This is a genomic window from Algoriphagus boseongensis (assembly GCF_004362805.1).
GTDB classification, from domain to species: Bacteria; Bacteroidota; Bacteroidia; order Cytophagales; family Cyclobacteriaceae; genus Algoriphagus; species Algoriphagus boseongensis.
In genome coordinates, this window is sequence record NZ_SNYF01000011.1 from 1 (window position 1) to 25,096 (window position 25,096).

Annotated in this window: 23 protein-coding genes and 1 rRNA gene; 14 read left to right on the forward strand and 10 right to left on the reverse strand. The window is 41.0% G+C overall.

What is annotated here, in order from left to right:
* The 10 genes from rrf to DFQ04_RS17430 all read left to right on the forward strand — a co-directional run.
* A 5S ribosomal RNA gene (gene rrf, locus DFQ04_RS17385) occupies positions 1 to 86 on the forward strand; the annotation flags it as partial.
* A gap of 314 nt (positions 87 to 400) precedes the next feature.
* A complete protein-coding gene (locus DFQ04_RS17390; RefSeq protein ID WP_133558239.1) occupies positions 401 to 1,027 on the forward strand; it encodes a hypothetical protein in 627 nt (208 codons plus the stop codon).
* Positions 1,028 to 1,096: 69 nt separating this feature from the next.
* Positions 1,097 to 3,526 carry a heavy metal translocating P-type ATPase gene (locus DFQ04_RS17395; RefSeq protein WP_133558241.1) on the forward strand — a complete coding sequence of 810 codons (2,430 nt, stop codon included), beginning with the start codon at positions 1,097 to 1,099 and terminating at the stop codon, positions 3,524 to 3,526.
* 1 nt (position 3,527) lies between these two features.
* Positions 3,528 to 3,716 (forward strand): cbb3-type cytochrome oxidase assembly protein CcoS, encoded by a 189-nt coding sequence (gene ccoS / locus DFQ04_RS17400; RefSeq protein WP_133558243.1) that lies wholly within the window; start codon positions 3,528 to 3,530, stop codon positions 3,714 to 3,716.
* Positions 3,709 to 5,841, forward strand: coding sequence for a cytochrome-c oxidase, cbb3-type subunit I (ccoN, locus tag DFQ04_RS17405; RefSeq protein WP_133558253.1), 2,133 nt, complete (start codon positions 3,709 to 3,711; stop codon positions 5,839 to 5,841). Before ccoS ends, ccoN begins: the two co-directional genes overlap by 8 nt.
* 11 nt (positions 5,842 to 5,852) lie before the next feature.
* The gene (locus tag DFQ04_RS17410; protein WP_133558255.1) at positions 5,853 to 6,035 is read left to right on the forward strand and encodes a cbb3-type cytochrome c oxidase subunit 3; all 183 of its coding nucleotides are present in this window, start codon (positions 5,853 to 5,855) and stop codon (positions 6,033 to 6,035) included.
* The gene (locus DFQ04_RS17415; protein ID WP_133558257.1) at positions 6,032 to 6,952 is read left to right on the forward strand and encodes a cbb3-type cytochrome c oxidase N-terminal domain-containing protein; all 921 of its coding nucleotides are present in this window, start codon (positions 6,032 to 6,034) and stop codon (positions 6,950 to 6,952) included. The genes DFQ04_RS17410 and DFQ04_RS17415 overlap by 4 nt, the downstream gene beginning before the upstream one ends.
* 49 nt (positions 6,953 to 7,001) lie before the next feature.
* Positions 7,002 to 8,426, forward strand: a complete 1,425-nt coding sequence (gene ccoG / locus DFQ04_RS17420; protein WP_133558259.1) for a cytochrome c oxidase accessory protein CcoG — start codon at positions 7,002 to 7,004, stop codon at positions 8,424 to 8,426.
* An 8-nt stretch (positions 8,427 to 8,434) separates the two neighbouring features.
* Complete coding sequence (locus DFQ04_RS17425; protein WP_133558261.1) at positions 8,435 to 8,860, forward strand: FixH family protein; 426 nt, start codon at positions 8,435 to 8,437, stop codon at positions 8,858 to 8,860.
* On the forward strand, positions 8,860 to 9,564 hold the full coding sequence (locus DFQ04_RS17430) for a sulfite exporter TauE/SafE family protein (RefSeq protein WP_133558263.1): 705 nt from the start codon (positions 8,860 to 8,862) through the stop codon (positions 9,562 to 9,564). The genes DFQ04_RS17425 and DFQ04_RS17430 overlap by 1 nt, the downstream gene beginning before the upstream one ends.
* On the opposite strand, the gene hemN is transcribed toward DFQ04_RS17430, so the two are convergent.
* A complete protein-coding gene (gene hemN / locus DFQ04_RS17435; protein ID WP_133558265.1) occupies positions 9,565 to 10,923 on the reverse strand; it encodes an oxygen-independent coproporphyrinogen III oxidase in 1,359 nt (452 codons plus the stop codon).
* Positions 10,924 to 11,075: 152 nt separating this feature from the next.
* Between hemN and DFQ04_RS17440 the strand changes: the two genes are divergently transcribed.
* A complete protein-coding gene (locus DFQ04_RS17440; protein ID WP_133558267.1) occupies positions 11,076 to 12,170 on the forward strand; it encodes an alkane 1-monooxygenase in 1,095 nt (364 codons plus the stop codon).
* On the opposite strand, the gene DFQ04_RS17445 is transcribed toward DFQ04_RS17440, so the two are convergent.
* The 3 genes from DFQ04_RS17445 to DFQ04_RS17455 are packed head-to-tail and all read right to left on the reverse strand — an operon-like array spanning position 12,162 to position 14,953.
* Entirely contained in the window at positions 12,162 to 13,205 is a 1,044-nt protein-coding gene (locus tag DFQ04_RS17445) for a vWA domain-containing protein (protein ID WP_133558269.1), read from the reverse strand. The two genes, DFQ04_RS17440 and DFQ04_RS17445, sit on opposite strands and share 9 nt — an antisense overlap.
* Entirely contained in the window at positions 13,186 to 14,055 is an 870-nt protein-coding gene (locus tag DFQ04_RS17450; RefSeq protein ID WP_133558271.1) for a hypothetical protein, read from the reverse strand. The genes DFQ04_RS17445 and DFQ04_RS17450 overlap by 20 nt, the downstream gene beginning before the upstream one ends.
* A gap of 19 nt (positions 14,056 to 14,074) precedes the next feature.
* Positions 14,075 to 14,953, reverse strand: a complete 879-nt coding sequence (locus tag DFQ04_RS17455; RefSeq protein ID WP_133558273.1) for a DUF58 domain-containing protein — start codon at positions 14,951 to 14,953, stop codon at positions 14,075 to 14,077.
* 105 nt (positions 14,954 to 15,058) lie between these two features.
* On the opposite strand from DFQ04_RS17455, the gene DFQ04_RS17460 reads away from it, so the two are divergent.
* Positions 15,059 to 15,412: a DUF4296 domain-containing protein gene (locus DFQ04_RS17460; RefSeq protein ID WP_133558275.1), complete on the forward strand. Its 354-nt coding sequence runs from the start codon at positions 15,059 to 15,061 to the stop codon at positions 15,410 to 15,412.
* A complete protein-coding gene (locus DFQ04_RS17465; protein ID WP_133558277.1) occupies positions 15,412 to 17,799 on the forward strand; it encodes an endonuclease MutS2 in 2,388 nt (795 codons plus the stop codon). The genes DFQ04_RS17460 and DFQ04_RS17465 overlap by 1 nt, the downstream gene beginning before the upstream one ends.
* 41 nt (positions 17,800 to 17,840) lie before the next feature.
* Here the strand turns inward: DFQ04_RS17465 and DFQ04_RS17470 are convergent, their stop codons facing one another.
* Genes DFQ04_RS17470 through DFQ04_RS17495 form a run of 6 tightly spaced genes read right to left on the reverse strand, consistent with a single transcriptional unit; the run spans position 17,841 to position 23,473 of the window.
* Positions 17,841 to 18,317, reverse strand: a complete 477-nt coding sequence (locus DFQ04_RS17470; RefSeq protein ID WP_133558279.1) for a hypothetical protein — start codon at positions 18,315 to 18,317, stop codon at positions 17,841 to 17,843.
* 60 nt (positions 18,318 to 18,377) lie between these two features.
* The gene (locus DFQ04_RS17475) at positions 18,378 to 18,998 is read right to left on the reverse strand and encodes an ABC transporter ATP-binding protein (RefSeq protein ID WP_133558281.1); all 621 of its coding nucleotides are present in this window, start codon (positions 18,996 to 18,998) and stop codon (positions 18,378 to 18,380) included.
* Between the two features lies 1 nt (position 18,999).
* Positions 19,000 to 19,779, reverse strand: coding sequence for an acyl-ACP--UDP-N-acetylglucosamine O-acyltransferase (gene lpxA / locus DFQ04_RS17480; RefSeq protein WP_133558283.1), 780 nt, complete (start codon positions 19,777 to 19,779; stop codon positions 19,000 to 19,002).
* Positions 19,776 to 21,170 carry a bifunctional UDP-3-O-[3-hydroxymyristoyl] N-acetylglucosamine deacetylase/3-hydroxyacyl-ACP dehydratase gene (locus DFQ04_RS17485; RefSeq protein ID WP_133558285.1) on the reverse strand — a complete coding sequence of 465 codons (1,395 nt, stop codon included), beginning with the start codon at positions 21,168 to 21,170 and terminating at the stop codon, positions 19,776 to 19,778. The genes lpxA and DFQ04_RS17485 overlap by 4 nt, the downstream gene beginning before the upstream one ends.
* 32 nt (positions 21,171 to 21,202) lie before the next feature.
* On the reverse strand, positions 21,203 to 22,225 hold the full coding sequence (gene lpxD / locus DFQ04_RS17490) for a UDP-3-O-(3-hydroxymyristoyl)glucosamine N-acyltransferase (RefSeq protein ID WP_133558287.1): 1,023 nt from the start codon (positions 22,223 to 22,225) through the stop codon (positions 21,203 to 21,205).
* Between the two features lie 15 nt (positions 22,226 to 22,240).
* The gene (locus DFQ04_RS17495; protein WP_133558289.1) at positions 22,241 to 23,473 is read right to left on the reverse strand and encodes an HD domain-containing protein; all 1,233 of its coding nucleotides are present in this window, start codon (positions 23,471 to 23,473) and stop codon (positions 22,241 to 22,243) included.
* A gap of 60 nt (positions 23,474 to 23,533) precedes the next feature.
* On the opposite strand from DFQ04_RS17495, the gene porX reads away from it, so the two are divergent.
* Positions 23,534 to 25,096, forward strand: coding sequence for a T9SS response regulator signal transducer PorX (gene porX, locus DFQ04_RS17500; RefSeq protein WP_133558291.1), 1,563 nt, complete (start codon positions 23,534 to 23,536; stop codon positions 25,094 to 25,096).

Genomic DNA, 25,096 nt, shown 5'->3' on the forward strand with positions numbered 1-25,096 from the left:
CCTCTTCCCATCCCGAACAGAGAAGTTAAGCCCTGCAGCGCCGATGGTACTGGGGTTACACCCGGGAGAGTAGGTCGCCGCCACATTATTCAAAATGCCCTTCGATAACTCGGAGGGCTTTTGGCGTTTATAGGGGATTCCAACACTTAAGCGACAATCACCCGGGAGAGTAGCCCACGATAGCTAACCTAGGGGGTCATATTATTTAAGCCACCTATTTGCTGGCTTTTTTTATGTCCATATTTTTAATCTACTTAGACCTTCAAAATTCTTTTGGCTTTTTAATCTTGCCTTATCTTTAAATTCTTTTTTAAACCTGACTTTTATCATATTCTTCACTGGATTCTATCACCTGTAAGCTTTTAGCCGATACATACCTTTGGCTATTCTCTAACAGGAAATGGAAGTCAAAACTAAACAGACATTCAAGTTTGAATTACCGGAAACTTTACTTAAGGAGTTTCACGGTCAGGCTTTGGTTAATTCATTTCAACCTGAACAAAAAGAATCCGAATTATTTCAGGCTGATCAAGACATATCACTTTTTTCTGTCGATTTGTATAAAACGCTTGATTGGCTTCATTCACATGATCTTCCTAAGCCACTTGAGAGAGAAGTTTGTCCAGTCCCTGTATTGCTTTACGTGCCGAAATTCACAACCGATCATCTCTTGTTTCACTATGACGGCACTCCGAACTCAGCCAGGTTAATTAGGAATTTCGTCACCTTGTTCGAGAATCTTATTTCAGAAAGTAAGGCAACGATAATTTCACCCAGTTTTATTCCAAAATCAAAAATCAGGGAAGAGCAGGAAATCATTCAATTGGTTTCATCAACAACCCGGGAGACAAGCTTCATCAAATTTAATTTTTCCAGGATTGGGGATTTTTGGTCCTATGCTGTAAAGCACCAATGTACCCTTTTGGTCACCTCTAAGAATTACCAATCAGATTTGGCTAAGGTTCTTTTCCACTTTTATAAAGGAGAAATCTGGAGTGATAAACTTTCCTTTTATCTCTCACTATAATTTGAGTCAAATGATTTTTATCATGTTTTTCCAACCTTTTAATAAATAAATTTAAAGAAAGTCATAGTGATGAGAGTAGGCGTACAAACAGAAATTCCAAGCAAATGCTACCATTGTGGGGAAGAATGTGCGCATGATTCCTTGACTTTTGAGGATAAAAAATTCTGTTGTCAAGGGTGCAAGTTGGTCTATGAAGTCCTATCTCAAAATGATCTCTGTGAGTACTATACTTTAGAATCCAATCCGGGAAAAAGTCAAAAAAACACCAATTCCCTCAAAAATCGATTTGATTATCTCGATGACCAGGAAGCTGTAAATCAGCTTTTAGATTTCAAAAATGAGCAGGAAAGCCATGTAACCTTTTATATCCCGCTTATCCATTGCGCTTCCTGCATCTGGCTTTTGGAAAATTTGTTCCAGATTAATTCTGCTATTACAGGTAGTCGGGTAGACTTTATAAAGAAGAAGGTCCAGGTTAAATTTTTACACGACCGAATCAGCCTTAAAGAAGTTGTAGTCCTACTTTCTACGCTTGGCTATGAGCCGAAAATCAACCTTTCGGATCTGGATCAAAAAGAAAAGCCTACCGTAGATCGGAAAACTCTTACCAAACTAGGTGTAGCAGGTTTCTGCTTTGGTAATATGATGCTATTCAGCATGCCGGAATATTTTTCCGAGGCAAAGCTTTTGGGTGATGGATTCAAAGGCCTATTTGATTATCTCAATGTGGTTTTGTCCCTTCCTATCGTTTTTTATGCAGCGAGCGATTACTATGTCTCGGCATGGAACTCCATCAGACAGCGGAAGATCAACATGGATGTTCCCATCGTTTTGGGGATCATCGCGTTTTTCTTGTATTCCCTTTGGGAAATTTTTCTCCAAGGTAATGCTGGCTATATGGACAGTTTGGGTGGGCTTTTGTTCTTCCTCCTTTTAGGAAAAGTATATCAACAAAAGACTTTTGCTACCCTGGAATTTGACCGGGATTACAAGGCATACTTCCCTGTGGCTGTCACTCGAATGAATAAGGATCAAGAAGAAGTGATTCCTTTGATCAAGCTTCAAGTCGGAGATGTGATTTTGGTGAGGGATGAAGAATTAGTGCCTGCAGATTCCATTTTATTGAGCAGTCGGGCAAATATCGATTACAGCTTTGTGACCGGAGAGGAAGTTCCCGTTCCCAAACAAAAAGGAGAACTAGTCTATGCTGGTGGAAGGCAAAAGGGAGATCCCATTTTCTTGACCGTTCAAAAATCTCCATCCCAAAGCTACCTGACGGACCTTTGGAATAATGAGTCCTTCGAAAAGCCAAACAAAAAGCTTCTGGAGCCATTGGCAAATAGAATCAGCGGGATTTTCACCTGGACTGTGTTGACCATAGCCGTGGGAGCCTTTGTTTTTTGGATTGGGAAAGACCTCAATCTGGCAGTGAAGGCATTTACGACAGTTTTGATTGTTGCCTGCCCTTGCGCTTTATCCATGTCCACTCCTTTTACCTTGGGAAATACATTGAGGATTTTTGGAAAGGGAAAATTTTACCTGAAAAATGCCTCTGTAGTAGAAAGATTGGCCCTAGTGAATACGGTGATTTTTGACAAAACTGGAACACTTACCGATCCTGCAAATGCCAGTATTCAGTATCATGGAGAAGAGCTTTCGCCAGAAAGTAAATCCATTTTGAAAGCTTTGGTCGAAAGATCAATCCATCCTTTGAGTAATCGAATTAATCTTTGGTTGGGAAAGATTGAAGGGGCAAAGGTGGATCGTTATCAAGAAATCAAAGGCTTGGGATTAACAGCCGAGTACAAAGGCCAAAGTATCAAACTTGGCTCTCGAGAATTGACCAACACCCCTTTCAAAGAACTCCCGAATACCGGGAATCTGGTATTCTTTAATGTGGAAGATACCACTTTGGGCTATTTCCATATTCAGTCAGGTTTACGAGAAGGAGCAACCGAAGTAACCCTTTCCTTAGCTCCTTCCTATGAGCAACATATCCTTTCAGGAGATCATGCCCATGAAAGAGATTATTTAAGCCAGTCTTTTTCCCAAAAAATCCAATTCAATTTCAATCAGAGTCCTTTGGACAAATTGAATTATCTCAAAAGGCTCAATTCGCAAGGGAGAAATACCCTTATGGTCGGAGACGGCTTGAACGATGCCGGAGCGCTACAGGAGAGCCAAGTGGGTGTAGCTATCACGGATCGGGTAAGTCACTTTTCACCGGCAAGTGATGCGATTTTGGATGCGGAAGCATTTGCCAAAATCCCAAGTTTTTTGGCCTTCGCCAAAGACAGCAGAAATATTATCAAAGCAAGTTTCGCCTTAAGTTTTCTATACAATATTGTTGGTTTGAGTTTGGCAGTACAGGGATTGTTAAGCCCTGTCTTCTGTGCCATTCTGATGCCTGTCAGTAGTATTTCGGTGGTGGTCTTTACTACCCTTGCTACAAATTTTGTGGGAATCCGGAAAGGATTAATCACCTCTAAACAAAGCTAAAATGGAAGTAATCTTTGTCCTTATAGCCGTCAGTTTGGTTTTGGCCGTCACGTTTCTCATTCTCTTTTTCAGAGCTATGAAGGATGGTCAATTTGACGACGGCTACACCCCTTCAGTGAGAATATTATTCGAAAACCAGCCTAAAAAATCAATTAAAGATCAACCAAAAAAATCCAAGTCCTATGAATGATGCTACTTTGGAAAGGTTCCATTATGACAATAAGATTGTCAAATACTTTGGAGCCGCTACGATTATCTGGGGCCTAGTCGGGATGTTGGTAGGGCTTATCGCCGCTACTCAGCTTTTCTGGCCGGAGGCTAATTTGGGCAATCCATATACCACTTTTGGTAGGATTCGTCCTTTGCATACCAATGCAGTAATTTTTGCATTTGTCGGAAATGCCATCTTCGCTGGGGTTTATTACTCCATGCCTAGATTGCTGAAAGCCCCAATGTGGAATAAAGCGCTGAGCTGGTTCCATTTCTGGGGATGGCAACTCATTATCTTGGCTGCTGCCATCACATTGCCATTAGGTATTACCACTTCCAAAGAATATGCTGAATTGGAATGGCCTATTGACATTGCAATTGCTTTGGTTTGGGTGGCTTTTGGAGCTAACATGATCGGGACTTTGATTACCAGAAGAGAGCGTCACATGTATGTGGCCATCTGGTTTTACTTAGGCTCATTTGTTACCGTCGCTATTCTTCACATTTTCAATTCCCTTGAGCTTCCTGTTTCATTTTTGAAAAGCTATTCAGCTTATGCTGGTGTTCAAGATGCCTTGGTGCAATGGTGGTATGGACATAATGCAGTAGCATTTTTCTTGACTACTCCATTCCTGGGCTTGATGTACTACTTCTTGCCAAAAGCAGCCAACAGACCTGTTTATTCTTATAAACTTTCCATTGTTCACTTTTGGTCTTTGATTTTCATTTACATGTGGGCTGGTCCTCACCACCTGCTTTACACCGCACTTCCAGAGTGGGCACAAGTTCTTGGAACCATATTCTCCGTGATGCTGATTGCTCCGTCTTGGGGTGGTATGGTGAATGGATTGTTGACTTTGAGAGGAGCTTGGGATAAGGTACGTCAAGAGCCAGTTTTGAAATTCATGGTAGTTGCAGTTACTGCTTATGGTATGGCAACTTTTGAAGGTCCAATGCTTTCACTTAAAAATGTGAACGCGATTGCTCACTATACTGACTGGATCGTAGGTCACGTGCACATTGGAGGTTTAGGATGGAATGGATTCTTGACTTTTGGTATGTTATACTGGATGTGGCCAAGATTATTCAAAACTAACATCTACTCCACTAAGCTCGCCAATACGCACTTTTGGTTGGGAACTCTAGGTATCATTTTCTATGCCTTGCCATTGTATGTTTCTGGATTGACTCAATTCTTGATGTTGAAAGAATTCAATGAAGCTGGAAGATTGGCTTATCCTAACTTCTTGGAAACAGTAATCCAAATCGTACCAATGTACATGCTAAGAGCGGTAGGCGGGCTATTGTACTTGTCTGGTGCGGTGATCATGGTTTACAATATGTGGAAGACTGCCAAGCAAGGAGTTTTCCAAGAAACTGAAGAAGATCAAGCACCTGCCTTGGTGAAATCCTACAATCCAAAAGGAGAATTTTGGCATAGAGCATGGGAAAGAAAGCCTGTTTTCTTTACCATTTTGGCCACGGTTGCAGTAGCCATTGGAGGTGTGGTAGAAATTATTCCTACCATTTTGGTAAAATCCAACATTCCAACCATCAGTTCTGTGAAGCCATACACTCCTCTTGAATTAGAAGGAAGAGACCTTTACATCGCCAATGGATGCGTGGGTTGTCACTCTCAAATGATTCGTCCTTTCCGTTCAGAAACTGAGCGATATGGGGAATATTCAAAAGCCGGTGAATTCGTTTACGATAGACCTTTCCTATGGGGATCCAAACGAACTGGTCCAGATCTACATAGAGTAGGTGGAAAATATCCTGATAGCTGGCATTACCATCACATGGTCGATCCTTCTTCTATGTCACCTGGCTCCTTGATGCCTCCATATCCTTGGATGACTACCAATAAGTTGGATATCACAGATCTTCCTGCAAAAATCAGAACCCTTCAAAAGCTTGGGGTCCCTTATCCTGAAGGATTTGATCAGCAAGCAGCTGCGGACTATGAGTCTCAAGCGGCTAAAGTCGTAGCCAACTTGAAAGAGGCAGGAGTGGAAGTGGCTCCAAATACAGAAATCGTTGCCTTGATTGCCTATCTCCAGAGACTGGGTACTGATATCAAACAAAGTGCAGCTTCAACCAAATAAATTCTAAAGCCATGTATAAAGAAATTCTTAGATCCATAGAGCACATTGAGATTTATCCCATTATCTCCTTGCTCATCTTCGTGACCTTCTTTGTAGGGATGTTTATTTGGGTGGTCCGTGTGCCAAAAACTTACGTGGACCATATGAAATCTCTTCCTATGGATGAACATGAATCAACCCCAACCCAGCCATGAAAAAGTTCTTTGCAATACTCACTTTGATGGGCTTTTCCGGTTTCCCGGTATTTGCCCAAACTGAAGAATCCAACTGGTATTCCAAAATAAGCAGTATGGATTCCAATCAACTTACTCTTTTGGTAATCCTGGGAGTAGTTTTGGTAGTCATCGTTCTGTTATTGATCCTGATGATTTATCTGATGTCTTTCATGTCAGCTGTTTTCAAAAAGGAAAACCCAGCTTTGGCTAATGAGCCATCTTGGTGGGATTCCTTCAAGGAAAGATGGGTGACTGGAAAATTAGCTGATGTGGGAAGTAAGGAAGAAAAAGCCAAAATGATGGCAGACCATTCCTACGATGGGATTACTGAGCTGGATAATTTCATGCCTCCTTGGCTACAATGGGTATTCATTGGAACAATAGGTTTTGCGGTTATTTATTTCGTCAATTATTCTGTTTTAGGTGTTGGACTAACTGGGGCAGAAGAATATGAAGAAGAACTTCGACTTGAGGCTATTGCAGCTGAAACACGAAAGGCTTCCATGCTGGCAGGAATAGACGAAAACTCAGTTGTATTTGATGAGGCAGGAATTCCTTCAGGGAAGACCATTTTCGAAACCAATTGCGCCGCTTGTCATGCCAATGATGGGGGCGGTGGAGTTGGCCCTAACCTGACTGATGACTATTGGATCCATGGTGGTTCAATAAAAGAGGTGTTCTCTGTAGTAAAATATGGGGTAGTTGAGAAAGGTATGATTCCTTGGCAGGATCAGCTATCTCCAGAGCAGATTCAGCAGGTGTCTTCTTATATCTTGACTCTTAAAGGAACCACTCCGGCTAATCCAAAAGAGCCTCAGGGAGAACTCTTTTCCGAAACTCCTGCGGAAGCCGCTCCTGTGACAGATAGCACAACGGTAATAGCAGCAGTTCAATAACTTTATTTGGCTGGGGGAACTTGCCTCCAGCCAATAATTTTTCCATATCATGGCCAAGAAGAATTTTAACCCTAATCTAAACCCCGAAGCTTTTAGAGACTCTTTAGCCTCAGTTAGAGAAGACGGAAAGAGGAACTGGGTTTATCCCAAAAAAGTCAAAGGGTTTTTTTATAAGTACAGGACTTACCTATCCTGGATTCTTCTTGCCATTTTGTTTGCCGGACCATTTATTCAGGTAAATGGACGACCTTACATGTTATTCAATATTTTCGAAAGGAAATTCATCATTTTCGGCGCTGTGTTCTGGCCTCAGGATACAATCTTATTGATCTTTTTACTGCTTATATTTTTTGTCTTCATCATCCTGTTTACAGTGGTCTTTGGAAGGGTTTGGTGTGGATGGGCATGTCCTCAGACCTTATTCATGGAAATGGTATTTCGGAAAATTGAATATGCCATTGAGGGAGATGCCAATCAACAAAGAGCCTTAAATGAAGGGCCTTGGACAACGGAGAAGATTTGGAAAAAGGGATTAAAAATTTCTGTATTTGGATTGATTTCTTTAGCTATTGGCCATTTGGTTATGGCTTACTTGATTGGAATTGATGAGGTAAAGGAAATTGTAACTCAGCCACCTACAGCCCATATGGCAGGGTTTATCGGTCTCTTAGTTTTTTCGGGGATCTTTATGTTTGTCTTTTCTTGGTTTAGAGAGCAGGCCTGTATTGTAGTTTGTCCTTACGGCAGACTTCAGGGAGTGCTTTTGGATAATAACAGCATCAATGTGATGTATGATTATGTCAGAGGAGAACCCAGAGCTCCAATCAGAAAAAATCAGGAAGAATCTCAGTCAAAAGGAGATTGTATAGATTGTGCGCTTTGTGTGCAGGTTTGTCCCACGGGGATTGATATCAGAAATGGTATTCAGATGGAATGCGTGAATTGTACGGCTTGTATCGATGCATGCGATGAAGTCATGGTCAAAGTAGATCGTCCAAAAGGCTTGATCCGATATGCCTCTGAAAATAGCATCAAGGAAGGATTCCAAAAGCTTTTTACAGGACGAGTAAAAGGATATTCTATTGTTCTAACAGTTTTGGTTGCTGCTTTTGTGACTTTGATAGCAACAAGGGATAATCTGGAAGCTACGGTAACCCGTTTCCCTGGAATGACCTATCAGGCAAGAACAGATGGAAATGTTTCTAATTTGTACAACATCACTTTAATCAATAAAACCTTTGAGCCACAGCATGTGACGATGGAGTCAATGGTGAATGGGATTAAAGTAGAGATCGTAGGAGATCAAAACTGGGTGATCGAGCCTCAGACTAAGTTTGAGGGAAGATTTTTCCTGGTTCAGAATCAAAGTGAGGTAAAGGTGCCTCAGCAAAAAGTCCTTCTTGTACTTTCTGCTGATGGAAAAGAATTTGACGATATTGAAACCAACTTCATGGCCCCAGTAGGGACCAAATAAGAAAAATTATGGATTGGGGAAAGGGAATTTTGCTAACCATCTTCGGATTTGTAGCCTTCATTATGACCTTGGTGGTCATTTCTGTGAGACAGGATGATATTCATTTGGTCACTGAGAATTATTACGAAAAGGAAATCAAATACCAGGAGCAAATCGAGCGAGAGAAATCCGCTGTCGGATTGGATCGTGAAGTGGTCATGTTTGATGCTTCAAGCAAAACTATTTATCTGGATTTGCCTGTTGGAGCCAAAGGAAGCCTGCAGCTTTTTCGTCCTTCTGATGCCAGACTAGATCAGGAATTACCCTTGGACATTACCACTGAGGGCAAAACTGCTATTCCTGTGGAGAAACTGAAATCTGGTTATTGGAGAGTTCAGTTAACCTGGACTGAAAATGGCTTGGAATATTACGAAGAGAAAAAAATAACTATCTAATGCTCTGGACTGCTTTTCTACTTGGGTTTTTAGGTTCTTTCCACTGTGTTGGAATGTGCGGACCTATTGCCCTCGCTGTAGGAGGCAGAAGCAACCAGAAGTTTCTTTTTAATAAAGTGATTTATAATCTGGGAAGGACACTTACTTATGCCTTTCTCGGCTTACTTGTGGGTAGTTTGGGTTTTTCTCTTTCGTTGGCTGGAGTCCAACAGGGAATCTCTATTGCCATGGGTCTTTTTGTGGTTTTGCTTTCTTTGAGTTATAAAAGAGCAGACCAATTTCTAACCATTCCGGCTTTATCGGGATTTGTCAATTGGGTGAAGTCAAGGCTTAATCGCTATCTCCAATCAGGAGGGAAGTTTGCATTTTTTTCAACTGGAGCAGTTAACGGGCTTTTACCTTGTGGAATGGTATATATGGCTTTAGTGGTAGCCATGGGGATGCAAAGCCCTGTTTTAGGTTCTGCCTACATGTTTTTCTTTGGTCTAGGTACTATTCCAATGCTTTTAGCCTTGATGGTTTCAGGAAGTTTTTTCCCTGTCTTCAAGAGGCAACAAATTCAAAAAGCAATTCCCTATTTGGGAATTTTGATCGGAGTATTGATGATTTTTAGGGGACTTGGACTTGGTATTCCTGGATTAAGTCCTGAATTAGCTGTTTTTGATTATGGCACTCAGCAGGTGGAAATCACCATGTGTCATTGATCAAATGGCCTTACTAAATGTGGTCGTTGCCTTTTGATTTTGATTCATTCTCAAATCAAACTGAGAACAGATATTCCTGACCACAGCCATTCCCTCTTCGGTGACTTTCAAAGTTAATTGAATGGAGTTGATGAGGTTTTCATTTTCCATTTCGTGGAGCTGTTCGAGATTATGCCTATCCAGCTTTTCCCAAATAGAAAATGGAATAGTTGCTTCCCCTTTGCAAATCAAATCCAAAATCAATTGACGGATTTGCAAATCCTCAGCAGAAAGAATATGCCCTTTAATCAAGGGAAGATGGTGATTCAAGAGATTGGTTTGATACTGCTCCATATTTTTTTCATTTTGTGCAAACCCCAACCAAACATCACTGATGCTACTTGCACCAAGGCCTAAAAGCATTTTGGACTTAATTGTAGTATAGCCCATGAAATTCCGGTGTAAGCTTCCTGATTTTTTGGCCAAGCAAAGTGGATCGTCAGGTAATGCAAAATGATCCATGCCTATTTCTTCGTATCCCATTTCAAGTAATTTTTCCTTTCCGAATTCATAAAGAGCTCGCTTAAGTTGCTCGTCTGGAAGAAAGGCTTCGAAGCTTTTTTGTGCTGGAAAAGAAGAAGGTAAATGAGCATAGCTGTAAAAGGCTATCCTTTCCGGCCGAAGTTCTGAAACCTTTGATAAGGTATCCCAAAGGGTTTCTAAATCCTGATGAGGTAGACCATAGATCAAATCGAAATTTATGGACTGATAACCCAATGCCCGTGCATTTTCAGTCGCTTCTTTTACTTTTTCGAAAGGCTGGATTCTGTGGATGGCTTTTTGCACTTTTTCATCAAAATCCTGAATCCCGAAACTCACTCGATCAAATCCTAAGCTTCTCAGAATCTGAAGGTGTTCATACGTGGTGTTATTGGGATGACCTTCGAAGCTGAATTCTGGGTTTTCTGCGATTTGGGCTGATTTGAGAATTTTGGATAGCAAAAACTCCAAGGAATCGGGACTGAAAAAAGTCGGAGTTCCTCCTCCTAAATGAATGGAGGTAATCGTTGGGATGTCTCCTAAAATTCCAAGATAATGTTCCCACTCTCTCAGTACAGCCTCTAAATAGGGAGTCTCCACCTGATGATTTTTTGTGATTCTCTTGTTGCACCCACAATAGGTGCAAAGACTTTCACAAAAAGGTAAATGAATGTACAAACTGATTCCCTCTTCCTTGCCGAATTGATCAAATGCTATGCTGACCAAATCTTCCCATTTTTTTTCATCCAAGTTGTTTTCCCAAAGCGGCACAGTGGGATAGGAGGTATAGCGCGGTACAGGTTTATTGTATTTTTTGATCAATTCAGGAGCGAGTGCCATAGTTATGAATTTTGAAGCAAATTGATCAATTGAGCTTTAGGGTTTGGTGACTAGGAATACCTAAAAACCTGATTTTTGTCAGGGATTGAATGAAAAATAGATGTGGGATTTTTGCCTTTCTACCTTAAATTAAGGCTAGAAAATAGACCCTTATGTTGAACAGAAGTATCAAAAAAATCGGATTCGTTAGCGCTTTCATTTTGCCTGCTTTATTGATTTTCGGGTATTATGCTGGAGGGCCCTTGATTTGGTCTATCCACGTGTTTGTTTTTTTGATCATTCCATTGATGGATTATCTGGTAAAAAAGGATAATGAAAATATTGCCAAGGAAGCGGTAAGCCAGGTAGCTAAGGAAAGGTTTTACAAGTGGGTTACTTTTGGTTGGGTATATATTCAATTTGCAGTCTTATTTTGGGGCCTTTTTGTAGTCAGTACTATTGCATTAACAACAGACGAATGGATAGCTTTGGTTACTGGAATGGCCTTAGTGACTGGAGGAATTGGAATTACTGTCGCGCATGAGTTAGGCCATAAATCAGATCTTTTGGAGCAATTTTATTCCAAGGTCCTTTTGATGACAGTTTGTTACATGCACTTTTTTATAGAACACAACAGAGGACACCATGTACGAGTAGCCACTCCCGAAGATCCTGCGACCAGTCGGTTTGGAGAAAGTTTCTATTCTTTTTGGTTTAGATCTGTAAAGGATGGCTATTTAAGCGCATGGGATTTGGAAAATGAACGCCTTCGCAAGCGAAAAATCTCTCCGTTTTCTTTTTCCAATCAAATGATCCAATTCCATTTGATAACGCTCTTGTTTATCCTTTTGACCTTTTTTGTCTTTTCTTGGATTCAAAGTCGATGGGTTTGGGAAGTCCCGGTCTTTTTTATAGCCCAGAGTATTTTGGCCTTTTCTTTACTAGAGGCTGTGAATTATCTGGAGCATTATGGGATGGAAAGAAAAAAGTTGCCTAATGGATTTTATGAAAATGTAACTCCACTTCATTCATGGAATGCCTCCCAGCGGATCAGTAATTTCTTTCTTTTTCAGCTTCAAAGACACTCTGACCATCATTGGTTTGCCTCTAAAAGATATCAGGTTTTGGATCACCATGAGGAAAGTCCACAGTTACCTGCCGGATACTCTGCTATGATTTTGGTGGCATTTGTCCCTCCGCTTTGGTATTACCTGATGAATCCACGACTGCAAAAGTGGAAAGAAATACAGGCAATGGAATCAGTCTAGTAAGAAATTATTGAGGAAAGTACTCTTCAACCAAAGCCAGCATAAGAAAAACAGCATGGCCCAGAAAAGGTAAATTCTGTAGTAATCCGTAGTTTCCTTGTATCTGTTTTCCAGAATTTCAGCTTTTTCCAAGGTGTCTATTCGATCAAAAATAGCTTTCAATGCATTTCCATCTGAAGCCCGATAAAATTCTCCGCCCCCAATTCTCGCAATTTCCCGAAGGGTAGTCTCATCCAAATAGCTTTCCACCATTTGAGGTCTTCCAAAGAAGTCTGTTCCGTAAGGCACCATTCCGTCTTTTCCGACAGCGATAGTATAAATTTTAATGTTAAAAGCGGAAGCTAATTGGGCGGCGAAAAGTGGGTCGACATTTCCGGCATTACTTTCCCCATCCGACAAAAGGATCATGACCTTGGAAGGAATCTCGCTTTCCTTCATTCGGTTGGTTCCAGCTGCTAAGGCCGAACCTATGGCAGTTCCTTTAGCTTCAATCATTTGAAAATTGATCTCCTTGATCAATTCGGTGAGTAATTCATAATCATTGGTCAATGGAGAAAGAGAATAGGCTTCTCCTGCAAAAACAACCATTCCAATTCTATCACCAAATCGACCATCAATGAAATCTATGGCGGTTTGCTTCGCAGACTCCAGACGGTTTGGGGTGAAATCTTGCAAATCCATGGATTCAGAAATATCCATGATCAAAAGGATATCAATCCCTTCGGTGAATTGTTCTACCCGTTCATTGCTTCGTTGAGGTCTTGCCAAAGCTATTACAATCAAAAGCAGGGAAAGCATGAAAAATACCGTTGGAACTAGCCTGAGATAAGTCCAGGGGTTTCCTTTTGCCACACGCTTTGGAAGTGATAATTCCAACACCGGGTTTTTGAGGAATTTCACGAATTTTCTCACCAAGAGAAACACTGGAATGATCCAAAGTAGGTTTAGGAAAATAGGTTTTTCCCATTCGTAGGATTGGAAGGTCTCAGGCAAAAACCAAGACCAGCTAAAAAACTCAAGCAGGAGTTCTCTCATTTCGGATCTGGTTTAATTTTTCCTGGTATTTGGTTTTGGCAAGTTGAAGCAGGTATTGAGCGGATTCTTCGGTATTCGCTTCTTTTCCTGCATAGATGATCATGTCAATGGATCTCAAGGCTTTTAAGATTTGAGGATCGCCGAGCTCTTGTGCAATTTCACTCGAAGTCCATTCCTGGAAAGGCATGCCTGTGATGCTTTCGAGGTATCCTTTCCAAAGTCCAACCACCTCATCTGCCAACTCAATTGCTGGGGTTTGATTAAGTAAAGCGGTAAGCTTTTTCCATTTTCTCTCAAATTGCATCCACCTTAGCTTTTCTCTTTTTGCTTTGAGGAAAGCTTTGATTCGCTTCGCAAAAAGCAGAAGGAAAGCACCTAAAAACAAGACAACTGCTCCAAAAATCAACAAACCGATCAACCAATTGAAGGATTTTTCCAAAGGCTGGTAGACATTGTTTTCTTTAAATACCAACTGCTCAGGAATAGAATCCAGCATTAATTTTAGTTTTAGTTCGGCCTCTCCCGAATAATAAGTCAAACTATCATATCTAGTGACTTCATAGACCGGAAGAGACAGATAGGAGCTGGGTTCTAATGAGAAATTAGAGAGAAAATATACCGCACTATCCAAAGTCGTTCCTTCCTGAGTGGAGGAAATGAAGGTTTTTTTCTCCAACAGGACAAAAGGAGAAAAATCATAAGCAGAATCAGGAAAAAAGAGTTGAGATCCCTCAGGATATTTTGCTTTCAACACGAAGCCTACTCTTTCCCCAAGTTTAGCTGAATCTTGGGTGAAATATCCTTCCACTTCCACCTGCTGAGAAAAAGCAGGAAGAGTGAGGATTACCATGAAAAAAATGGAAAGGTATTTACCCACGTTTCATTCGTTTGTTTCTGTACTTAAACAAATCAATCAGAGGAGCCACGATGTCCTGTGTGGTGTCAATTGCCAAATAGTTGATCTGGTTTTTCTTGCATATTTCTTTGAGATGATCCCTCTCCAGCGTAAATGTATCGGAGATTTTTTTGGAGAAACTTCCAAATACAGTATTGACCCAAGTCGTCTTACCTCGCTCTTTATCATAGATGGGTATAATTCCCAAAGAAGGAAGTGCAGATTCTCGTGGGTCTGTAAGTTGAATAGCTACCAAATCATGCCTTTCAGCCAAGGCCCGGAAAGACCTTTCGTAGTTTTCATCGATGAAGTCAGAAATCACAATAATGATACTTCTCTTCTTGATCAGATTCAAGGCAAAGGTAAACATCCCGTTCAGGTCTGTCTTCAGGCTTTTGTTTTTGTGATCAAAAATCCCCCCGATCACTTTGATCCCTTGCTTACTTCCTTTGGCCGGAAGGATCAATTTTTCCTGTTGATCTGAATAGGAAATCAATCCTATTTGACTTCCTTCATAGACAGCGGCAAGTGTTAGAACTCCCGCAACTAGCTTTCCTTGATCAATTTTTTTGTTTCCCAATTGACCAATGTCCTGACTTCCAGAGATGTCTAGGAGGAAATAGACGGATTGTTCCTTGTCCTCCCGAAAGGTTTTTACAAAAGTACCATGGCCTTTTGCGGAAACCTTCCATTCTATGGTTCGTACGTCATCTCCGTACTGGTATGGCCTTAGGTCGTCAAATTCCAAACCAGATCCTTTGAAAAGAGATTGGTATTCCCCCTGAAGATGGTTGTTAGCCACCTTTCTGATCATGATTTCATACTTTCTGAGTTTACTGAACAGCTGATCCATGGGGGTGAATTGAGTGGCCTAAGTTAAGCCCTTGGGCTGAATTATAAAATTTGTCTTCCGTAATCGGTCGGGGGAATATCCGTTAAAAAACCCTAATTTTAGCACGTGAAACGAATACTGTTACCTTTCTTGATTTTAATTTTTGCCAGCTCTTGTCTATCCAAGAAAAAGACCCCCGAGGGTTTGTTGGATGAAGAGCAAATGGTTGCCATCCTTTTGGACATCCAATTGACAGAAGGAATTGTGAGTGCCTTGCCGATTCCCTATGATTCATCAACTATGGTTTATGGACTTCTAGAAAAAGAGATTTTTCTTAAACATGGAGTGCCTGATTCGGTTTTCACATCTAGTATGAAGTATTACCTGGAAGATGCCGCCATGATGGAAAAAATTTACGCTAGGGTGATAGATTCCCTGATGGTAAAAGAAGCCAATCCAGGAATAGAGGAAAGAATGTAATGCTATATCCCTCCAATCTCGAACAGAAAATTAATTTTGTCAAAATCAAGGAATTGCTGAAAGAAGAGTGTACCTCTTCTTTGGGGCAGGAATATGTTGAAAAAGTTGCTTTTTCCTCAGACAACAAGCTCGTTGGCAAACTTCTAGACCAAACCGAGGAGTTTCTGAACATCCTTATTTCTGGCGAGCCTTTTCCTTCTTCAAACTTTACCAACCTCACGCCTTTTTTGGAAAAGGCGAAGCTGGAAGGAGCTTTTCTGGATCAGGAGGAATTTTATGAGGTTAAGCTTGCGCTTCAAACCCTCAGAGGCTGTATCTCATTTTTCCAAAAGCACGGAGAGAATTATCCAGCTTTGGGGAATTTACTCGGGCTCTTGCTGGACTTGGATTTGGGATTGCTCAAAGCTATTGATCAGATCATTGATGAGAAAGGAAAAATTCGCAGCAATGCCAGCAAGGAACTCCAGTTAATCAGAAATCAGCTTTTGTACGAAGAATCCAGACTTCGGAAAGTGATGGATAGGATTTTTAAAGATGCCCGAGCAAAAGGCTTGACGCCCGAAGACGCGGCGATGACCATTCGAGGAGGAAGAATGGTAATTCCTGTAGCAGCTGAAAACAAGAGAAAGCTTCGAGGCTTTATTCATGATGAATCTGCAACGGGTCAGACAGTTTTCATGGAACCTGAGGAAGCCTTGGATATCAACAATGAAATCCGGGACCTCGAATACATGGAAAAGCGGGAAATCATCCGGATTTTAACCCGATTGACTGACCAGCTGAGACCGTCCATTCCTGCCTTGCGTAAAGCCACCAATTATTTGGGTTTGATAGATTTTATTCGTGCCAAAGCCAAATTTGCTCAGAAAACAGAAAGTGTAAAACCGGTTTTGTCCAAAGAGAAGACTTTGAATTGGACTCGGGCAAGGCATCCCATTTTGGAAAAAATTCTAAAATCCCAAGGGAGGAAAATAGTGCCTCTGGATGTTAAATTGGAGGGGAATGCAAGGCTTTTGATAATTTCCGGCCCTAATGCCGGGGGTAAATCAGTGACCTTAAAAACGGTTGCTTTGTTGCAATACATGCTCCAATGTGGACTTTTGATCCCCGTTCATCCGGATTCTAGGAGTTCCTTGTTTGATAATTTTTTTATTGACATAGGAGATGAACAAAACCTGGAAAATGACTTGAGTACTTATTCATCACACTTGATGAGTATGAAGCATTTTACCCAGTTTGCCACCAAAAAGACCATTCTCTTCATTGATGAATTCGGTACTGGTACGGAACCTCAATTTGGCGGGGCAATTGCCGAATCTATCCTTTTGGCTTTGAATAAATTAGGAGCTTTCGGGGTGATCACCACACACTATGGAAATCTTAAGCAATTGGCTAACAAAAACCAAGGCTTGGTAAATGGTGCCATGCGCTACGATGTGGATCGCTTGGAGCCGATTTATCAATTGGAAATTGGCAAGCCCGGTTCTTCTTTTGCTTTGGAAATTGCTTCAATAATAGGCTTGTCCAAAGAGATTTTAGCTTACGCAAAAGGTCATATAGGGGAAGAGCGGGTTCGGTATGATCGATTATTGACCCAATTGGAAAACGAGAAAAATCAATACACCAGTCTTCTGGATGAGGTAAAGAAAAAAGACAAGCTTCTCCAAACTCGACTCAAAGAATATAATCAGCTCAAAGAAACTCTTGAACTGACGAAGAAAAGATACATTCAGGAAGCCAAGCTTGAGGCAAAGTCCCTTTTGGATCAGACGAATAAAAAGATCGAGGCGGTAATTCGGGAAATCAAAGAAGGAAAGGCCGAAAAGGAAGTTACCAAGCTGGTGAGAAAAGAATTGGAGGAGTTTAAGAAAGAAGTCAAGCCAGAGAAAGTAGCGCCAAAAGATCCTGAAATTTTGGTCATTGGAGGAAAAATTGAACCCGGAGATTGGGTAAGGTTGAAAGACAATGGAGCGGTAGCCGAGGTAGTTTCGATCAAAAATAAAGATGTGGAAATTGCCATTGGAGACTTGAAGTCAAATGTGAAGCTTACCCGTTTGGAAAAAATTTCGAAAGGTGAATTTAAAAAAGAAGTGAAGGCCTCCGAGAAAAGAGGAAACTACAATACCAACGAAAAAATGATGGAGTATTCTCCCAATCTTGACCTTAGGGGAAGAAGAGGAGAGGAGATTTTAGCCATGATTCAAACCTTTATTGACGAAGGGTATATGCTGGGTGTGAAAAATCTCCGGATTGTTCATGGGAAAGGAGACGGAATTTTGAGAGAAATCACCAGAAATCTGCTCAGAACCATGCCTCAAGTTGGAAGGATGGAGGATGAACATGCCGATCGCGGTGGAGCTGGGGTTACCTTGGTGACATTGAAATAAAAAAGGGAGCTTTTCGGCTCCCTTAAATTTTTCTAGGTGGGTTATTTTTTAAGCAGTTTGAAGCTGTAATTGCCCACCACGGCATTGGTTCTGCTTCCAGGACTTGGAATGGTAAAGACCAAGGTTAAATTATTTCCAGTTTGGGTAAAAGATATTTCTCTTCCTGAAGCGGGCTTTGTTCCCGATAAAGTGATCTTGTCGAAGTTTGCTCCAGCGAACGCCCAGTTTCCATTGGAGTCAAAAAGGTCATTGCTGTTTCTAGAGGTGTAAGTTTTCGAAGATCCAGAATTTAGGATGATCTCAAAGTTTGGATAAGTGCTCGTAATATCTACCCCGTCACGTGTTACTGATCCTCCTCCTGCAATGGTCCAAGACTGAGTTCCTGAGCCAGTTAGGGCTTCAATGGCTAGCTCTTCAGCGGTTTTTGGTGGAGTTGGATCCGGTTTATCATCCCCACAAGAGGAAAGCGTCAAAAAAGAAATTGAAACAAGTGCTAAAATCAAAAATTTGAATTTCATAAGCTTAACTATTAGAATCGTAAAATTAGGTGTATTAAGGAAAGATCAAAGCTTCAAATCTTACTTGTAATCTTCCATTGCAATTTTTTTCTCGCAGAATTCGTATTCTCTTGGCTCGTTTGAGCAAATAATCAGACTTCGGTCTTTTTGATAATTCTTGATCAACTCACTATACCAGGCGATTCCTTTTTTGTCAAGATTGGAAGTGGGCTCATCCAAAAGAATAAGTGGGACATCTGAAAACATAGCCAAACCCAATTTCAGCCTTTGTTTCATACCTGAAGAAAACTGAGAAACCTGCTTTTGAGTATGTGGTTCCAAATAAAGAATTTCTATCAATTCCTTGGAGGTAATATTATCCAAAGGCTTTTTGAATTGAAAATGAAACTCGATCAATTCAGTCAAGGTAAACTCTTCGGGCAATTCCAAATAGGGAGCTGAAATCGCTAGATTAGAATACCATTCAGTTTCGGGGATGGGTTTATTGGCGATGGAATAGGAAATTTTCCCGGAAGTCACCTGGATATTTCCTGAAATGCATTTAAGCAGGGTAGATTTCCCTGATCCGTTTCCTCCGGTCAGGGCGATACTGGATCCAGAGGGAATATGAAGGGTGAGATTTTTGAAAATCCATTCGTATTGAAAGCGCTTGGCTACTTCCTGTAAGTGGATTTCCAACATATCAATTGATATATCCCTTCATTACCCCACGCTCAGAAGATCGGATAAAGTTGAGGATTTCATCTCTTTCCTTGGTCGCAGGCAGGTTGATTTCAATTTCTTCCAAAGCACGGCTATTGTTCATGCTGTTAAGGAATAAATAGCGATAGACTTCTTGGATATGGGAAATGGATTCACTCGAAAAACCTCTTCTCCTCAATCCCAAAGAATTTACGCCTGCATAAGCCAATGGCTCTCTCGCTGCTTTTGTAAAAGGAGGAACGTCCTTTCTAACCAAAGAACCACCAGAAATCATCGCATGCATGCCGATTTTTACAAACTGGTGAATTGCACTGGATCCTCCTACAATTGCCCAATCGTCAATAGAAACGTGCCCGGCAATTTGAACGGAGTTGGCAATGATAACATGACTTCCAATCACACAATCATGAGCAACGTGTACGTAAGCCATTAATAAGCAGTCGCTTCCTACCACTGTGGTTTGTTTGTCGACTGTTCCCCTTGAAATGGTTACACACTCACGGATCGTTGTATTGTCTCCGATAACCACAGTCGATTCTTCCCCTTGGAATTTTAAATCCTGAGGGATTCCGGCAATGACAGCTCCAGGGAAAATTTTACAATTCTTTCCGATTCGGGCTCCTGGAAAGATGGTCACGTTTGAGCCAATCCAGGTATTTTCTCCAATGACCACATTTTCATGAATCATGGTGAATGGATCGACATGTACATTTGGCCCGAGTTGAGCTCCTGGATCAATTGAGGAGAGCGGACTGATCATGATTCTTTTCTGGTTATGCTGGCTGTCATGACGGCTTCGCAAACAAGGGTACTACCTACATAGGCTTCTCCTCTCATTTTTGCGATGCCTCTACGGATAGGAGCCAAAAGTTCACATTTAAAAATTAGGGTGTCTCCAGGGAGAACCATTTTTCGGAATTTGCAATTTTCAATTCCCAAGAAATAAGTCCAATAATTCTCTGGATCATCCACGGTAGACAAAACAAGAATTCCGCCTGTCTGAGCCATAGCTTCCACTTGAAGAACACCTGGCATTACTGGATTTCCTGGAAAATGTCCCATGAAGAAAGGCTCATTCATGGTTACATTTTTAACTCCGGCTACAACAGTTTCGTCCAAATAAATGATTTTATCAATCAATTGAAATGGATATCTGTGAGGAAGGATATTGCTGATCTGGTTAATATCCATCACCGGCGGAAGCTTTGGATCGTAATAGGGAATATGAGAATTCCCTGCTTTTTCCATGGCTCGTTTTAGCTTTTTGGCGAATGCCACATTCGCTGCATGACCTGGTCTTGCAGCTAAAATCTGAGCTTTCAGCGGACGTCCAACCAAGGCTAAATCTCCAACCACATCCAAAAGTTTGTGTCTTGCAGGTTCGTTTCTGTATCGAAGGTCAACATTATTCAGGATTCCTTCCTTTTTAACTTCGACTGTCTGCTTATTGAACATTTTTGCCAAATGCGCCAATTCTTCTTTTTCAACAATTCGATCTACTACTACAATAGCATTGTTTAGATCACCACCCTTAATCAAATTGGAATTGTAAAGCATTTCCAATTCATGAAGGAAGCAGAATGTCCTGCATGAAGCGATCTCATTTTTGAATTGACTGATATCCGTGATGGAAGCATGCTGGCTTCCCAAGACTGGTGAATTATAATCCACCATGACCGTCACACGATAGTTGTCAGTAGGAAGAGCAACCATTTCTACTTCTCTGGAGGCATCCTTGTACTGGATACTTTCCTGCACTTCAAAAAATCTTCTCAGCGCATTTTGCTCTTCAAGTCCTGCATCCTCAAGAACTTCAATGAATTGTATGGAAGATCCATCCATGATTGGAGGCTCTGGACCATCCAGTTGAATCAAAACATTGTCAATTTCCAATCCCACCAAGGCAGCAAGAACGTGCTCAACAGTGTAAACTCTGGCGCCATTTTGCTCCAAAGTAGTCCCTCTGGAAACATCAACTACCAAGTCGCAATCTGCATCTACTGTTGGTCTTCCTTCCAAATCCACTCTCTGGAACTTGATTCCATGATTTGGAGGAGCTGGGAGAAAGGTCATATTAGAAACCACACCAGTGTGCAAACCCACACCCGCTAGTTCCACTTGTTTTTTGATCGTATGCTGTTTTACTTTCATAATATTCCTTTCGGAAGGTCAGGGCTGCAAAATTAGCCCTTTTTTTCGAGTTCTTTGATCCGCTTTTCTAGACCTTCTAGATTTTTGAAAATCGAATAAGATTTCAGGAAGTTTTTCATTTCCATGCCCATGTACCCAAAAATGGTTTGCCCAGGTGTTTTGATAGACTTGGATATGCCTGTATTTGCTCCAATTGTAGTGTTGTCGGCAATTTTTATATGTCCAACTATCCCCGCTTTTCCTGCGATTACACAGTTTTTGCCAATTTCCGTAGAACCTGATATTCCAGTTTGAGCGGCGATGACAGTATTTTCTCCTATGATCACATTATGGGCAATTTGAACCTGGTTATCGATTTTGGCTCCTCTTTTTATAAGGGTTGAGCCCATGGTTGCACAATCAATAGTAGTGTTGGAACCAACACTCACATGATCTTCGAGAATTACATTACCAATTTGAGGGATGGCTTTATAAGATCCATCCTCCTGTGGAGCAAAGCCAAATCCATCCGAACCAATCACAGCGCCGGGATGAATTTCACAGTTGGCCCCAATGATTGTTTCAGAACAAATCCTAGCTCCCGAATGGATAATGGTATTATTTCCAATCTTCACTTTATCTCCAATAAAGGCCTGAGGATGGATTTTTACATTTTCTCCGATTTGGCAGTTTTTACCGATGTAGGAAAATGCTCCCCGGAAACCTTTTGGTCCCATGGTGCTTGAACTATCTATATAAGAAGGTTCCTGAACTCCCTCAAAGGATGCTTTGGAAAACTGGGAATAGGCCTCTAAAAGCTGGGTAAATCCCAAATAAGCGTCTTTTACCCGGATTAAAGTCGTGGAAAATTTCTTGCTGGGAGTGAAATTTTGAGAAACGATAACGGCAGTTGCGTGAGTCTCATAAAGGTAAGGCTCATATTTTTCATTGGCTAAAAAACTGATTCCTCCAGGTTTTCCCTCTTGGATTTTATCCAGTCTACTCACCTTAAGTTGATCTTCCCCTTCTACTTTGCCTCCTAGAATTGCCGCTATTTGCCCTAATGTGAATTCCATTTCAGATTGGTGGGATTAGTAGGATAAAATTAAGTTTTTGGCTTTACATATATAGTATTTCTCCACGACCTTACTCATCACTTGGATGTTTGGTAGGTCCGCCGCCAAAGCGACATCTATTACATTTCCTTTTTTGGTTAGGATATTGATTCGTTCTGTGGCGAGGTAGCCGTAATTGCTGACTTTTCCATAGGAAAAAAAGTAGTGTAAATCTTCATCCGCAATCCCAAGTTTTTGAAGTGTGTTTTCTTGTTGGTTTTTGATTTCCTCCGGAGAAAATGGTTGACTTACCAGATTGATTTTGAAAAGATTTCTAGTAAGAAACATCTGGGAAATGTTTCTGATCACATAATCTGAATGATTTTTCCAAAGTTTGATCGCTCCCCAGATATCAAAGTCATCCAAGCTCAGGAATTGCTTCAGGATAGTCGGATTCTGCTCAAAATCACTCAGCGTAACATTGTTTTTTAGGAAAAATGCGAACTCATCCGATACATGAAACTGAACTCCACTTTGAGCCAGGTTTTTTGCCCTGGTGATCAAATTGATAAGCATTTTTTCTGCACTGACAGTGGTCTTATGCAGGTAAACCTGCCAATACATAAGCCTTCGGGCACTCAGGAAGTTTTCTATGGAATAAATCCCCTTTTCCTCAATTACCAGTTCATCGTTATGAACTGCCATCATTTTGATAATTCTGTCTGCTCCAATTGTACCCTCAGAGACTCCTGTAAAAAAGCAATCTCGCTGCAGGTAGTCTAACCGATCTATGTCCAGTTGACTCGACACCAATTGATTTAAAAACTTCCTAGAGTATTGGTTTTTGAAAATCTGCAAAGCCAACTCCAATTTCCCCCCAAATTCCTGATTTAACATTTCAATGGTCAGAAGAGAAAGTCTTTCGTGGGGAATGCCTTCCAGAAGGCTGTATTCCAAGGCGTGGGAAAAAGGTCCGTGCCCAATGTCATGCAAAAGAATTGCAATTAAAGCAGCTTCGTATTCCTCTTCAGAAATTTCAGTCCCTTTGATCCGTAAATTATCTAAGGTGATGCTCATCAGATGCATAGCCCCGATGGCATGATGAAATCGGGTATGCAGAGCTCCTGGATAAACGAAGTCGGTCAAACCTAACTGTCGGATCCGGCGTAATCTCTGGAAGTAAGGATGATCAATGATCTCAAAAATCAATTCACTGGGAATAGTGATGAAGCCGTAAACGGGATCATTGAGTATTTTCTGGCTTTTCAATCAGCACGCGTTTGATTGGGTCAAAAGTAATTATAATTTTAAAAACAAACGGAACTCACCATGTCTCAAAAGTTCAGCATTCTCTGGGCAGACGATGAAATCGATCTACTCAAGCCCCACATCCTATTTCTTGAACAAAAAGGATATGAGATTACCACGGTGAATTCCGGAGTCGATGCCATTGAGGAGGTAGAAACCAAGAATTTCGATGTGATTTTTTTAGATGAAATGATGCCAGGGATGACTGGGTTGGAGACTTTGCAGCAAATCAAGCAGCTTAAGCCCCAGATTCCGGTAGTTATGATTACCAAAAGCGAGGAAGAGCATATCATGGACGATGCCATCGGGGGAAAAATTGCCGATTACCTGATCAAGCCGCTCAATCCAAGTCAAATTTGGCTTTCCGTTAAAAAGATTCTTCAGAATAAGCAACTTATCGATACCAAAACTACCCAAAGCTATCAGCAGGAATTTATGCAGATCAGTATGGCTTTGGGTGATGCTCAAGATCATCAGGATTGGGCTGAAATCTATAGAAAGCTTACTTTTTGGGAGCTCGAAATTGATGAGACGGAAAACAAAAACATGCTTGAGGTTCTGGAAACCCAGAAAGCTGAAGCCAATTCCTCATTTGCCAGATTTGTGAAAGAAAATTATCTGGATTGGTTGGAAGAGTCCAATACAGATAAACCCTTACTCTCCAATAAGGTGATGAAGGAGAAGGTTTTTCCGGTCCTGAAAAATCACAAACCCTTGTTTTTCATCGTCATCGATAATCTCCGGCTAGACCAATGGGAGGAAATTGAAAGTCTTCTATCCCCTTATTTTCTAATTGCAGAGAAGGAAACGTATTACAGCATTTTGCCTACCACCACGGCTTTTGCCCGAAATGCACTTTTCAGCGGAATGATGCCTTTGGACATGGCAAGATTTTATCCGAATCTCTGGGAAGACGAAGATTCTGATGAGGGGAAAAATAATTTTGAGGAGGATTGGATTCGGATTAATCTGGAGAAAAACCGTCTTCCTATAAAATTCAGCTACAATAAAATCATTCAAACTAATCAGGGAAAAGCAGTTTTGGATCAATTTCATTCCCTAGTTCAAAATGACTTGAATGTGTTGGTTTATAATTTCGTAGATATGGTTTCACACGCCAGAACGGATATGAAAATGATCCGGGAATTGGCTCCTGATGAATCTGCGTATCGTTCCCTGACTAAAAGCTGGTTTGAGCATTCATCTCTTTTTGATTTGTTTAAAAAGATTCATCACGGCGGCTTTGATGTGATTGTCACCACAGATCATGGGACAAAAAAGGTAAATAAGCCTTACCGAATCGTTGGGGATAAAAATGTCACTACAAACCTACGGTACAAGCAAGGAAAGAATTTAAACTTCGAGGCAGGGAAAGTTTTTGAGATCAAAAAGCCTGAAGAAGCAAAACTTCCAAAGCTCAATGTTTCCTCGACCTATGTATTTGCAGTGGAGGATTATTTTTTCGCTTACCCCAATAATTACAATTACTATGTGAATTATTACAAGGATACTTTCCAGCATGGGGGGATTTCTTTGGAAGAAATGATCGTTCCCATTGTACATTTGCAAGCAAAAAAAGGATAA

Excerpts from the sequence above, each read along its gene's own strand:
- DFQ04_RS17390 (WP_133558239.1), top strand. The coding sequence starts at position 401 with ATGGAAGTCAAAACTAAACAGACATTCAAGTTTGAATTACCGGAAACT.
- DFQ04_RS17395 (WP_133558241.1), top strand. The coding sequence starts at position 1,097 with ATGAGAGTAGGCGTACAAACAGAAATTCCAAGCAAATGCTACCATTGT.
- ccoS (WP_133558243.1), top strand. The coding sequence starts at position 3,528 with ATGGAAGTAATCTTTGTCCTTATAGCCGTCAGTTTGGTTTTGGCCGTC.
- ccoN (WP_133558253.1), top strand. The coding sequence starts at position 3,709 with ATGAATGATGCTACTTTGGAAAGGTTCCATTATGACAATAAGATTGTC.
- DFQ04_RS17410 (WP_133558255.1), top strand. The coding sequence starts at position 5,853 with ATGTATAAAGAAATTCTTAGATCCATAGAGCACATTGAGATTTATCCC.
- DFQ04_RS17415 (WP_133558257.1), top strand. The coding sequence starts at position 6,032 with ATGAAAAAGTTCTTTGCAATACTCACTTTGATGGGCTTTTCCGGTTTC.
- ccoG (WP_133558259.1), top strand. The coding sequence starts at position 7,002 with ATGGCCAAGAAGAATTTTAACCCTAATCTAAACCCCGAAGCTTTTAGA.
- DFQ04_RS17425 (WP_133558261.1), top strand. The coding sequence starts at position 8,435 with ATGGATTGGGGAAAGGGAATTTTGCTAACCATCTTCGGATTTGTAGCC.
- DFQ04_RS17430 (WP_133558263.1), top strand. The coding sequence starts at position 8,860 with ATGCTCTGGACTGCTTTTCTACTTGGGTTTTTAGGTTCTTTCCACTGT.
- hemN (WP_133558265.1), bottom strand. The coding sequence starts at position 10,923 with ATGGCACTCGCTCCTGAATTGATCAAAAAATACAATAAACCTGTACCG.
- DFQ04_RS17440 (WP_133558267.1), top strand. The coding sequence starts at position 11,076 with ATGTTGAACAGAAGTATCAAAAAAATCGGATTCGTTAGCGCTTTCATT.
- DFQ04_RS17445 (WP_133558269.1), bottom strand. The coding sequence starts at position 13,205 with ATGAGAGAACTCCTGCTTGAGTTTTTTAGCTGGTCTTGGTTTTTGCCT.
- DFQ04_RS17450 (WP_133558271.1), bottom strand. The coding sequence starts at position 14,055 with ATGGTAATCCTCACTCTTCCTGCTTTTTCTCAGCAGGTGGAAGTGGAA.
- DFQ04_RS17455 (WP_133558273.1), bottom strand. The coding sequence starts at position 14,953 with ATGGATCAGCTGTTCAGTAAACTCAGAAAGTATGAAATCATGATCAGA.
- DFQ04_RS17465 (WP_133558277.1), top strand. The coding sequence starts at position 15,412 with ATGCTATATCCCTCCAATCTCGAACAGAAAATTAATTTTGTCAAAATC.
- DFQ04_RS17470 (WP_133558279.1), bottom strand. The coding sequence starts at position 18,317 with ATGAAATTCAAATTTTTGATTTTAGCACTTGTTTCAATTTCTTTTTTG.
- DFQ04_RS17475 (WP_133558281.1), bottom strand. The coding sequence starts at position 18,998 with ATGTTGGAAATCCACTTACAGGAAGTAGCCAAGCGCTTTCAATACGAA.
- lpxA (WP_133558283.1), bottom strand. The coding sequence starts at position 19,779 with ATGATCAGTCCGCTCTCCTCAATTGATCCAGGAGCTCAACTCGGGCCA.
- DFQ04_RS17485 (WP_133558285.1), bottom strand. The coding sequence starts at position 21,170 with ATGAAAGTAAAACAGCATACGATCAAAAAACAAGTGGAACTAGCGGGT.
- lpxD (WP_133558287.1), bottom strand. The coding sequence starts at position 22,225 with ATGGAATTCACATTAGGGCAAATAGCGGCAATTCTAGGAGGCAAAGTA.
- porX (WP_133558291.1), top strand. The coding sequence starts at position 23,534 with ATGTCTCAAAAGTTCAGCATTCTCTGGGCAGACGATGAAATCGATCTA.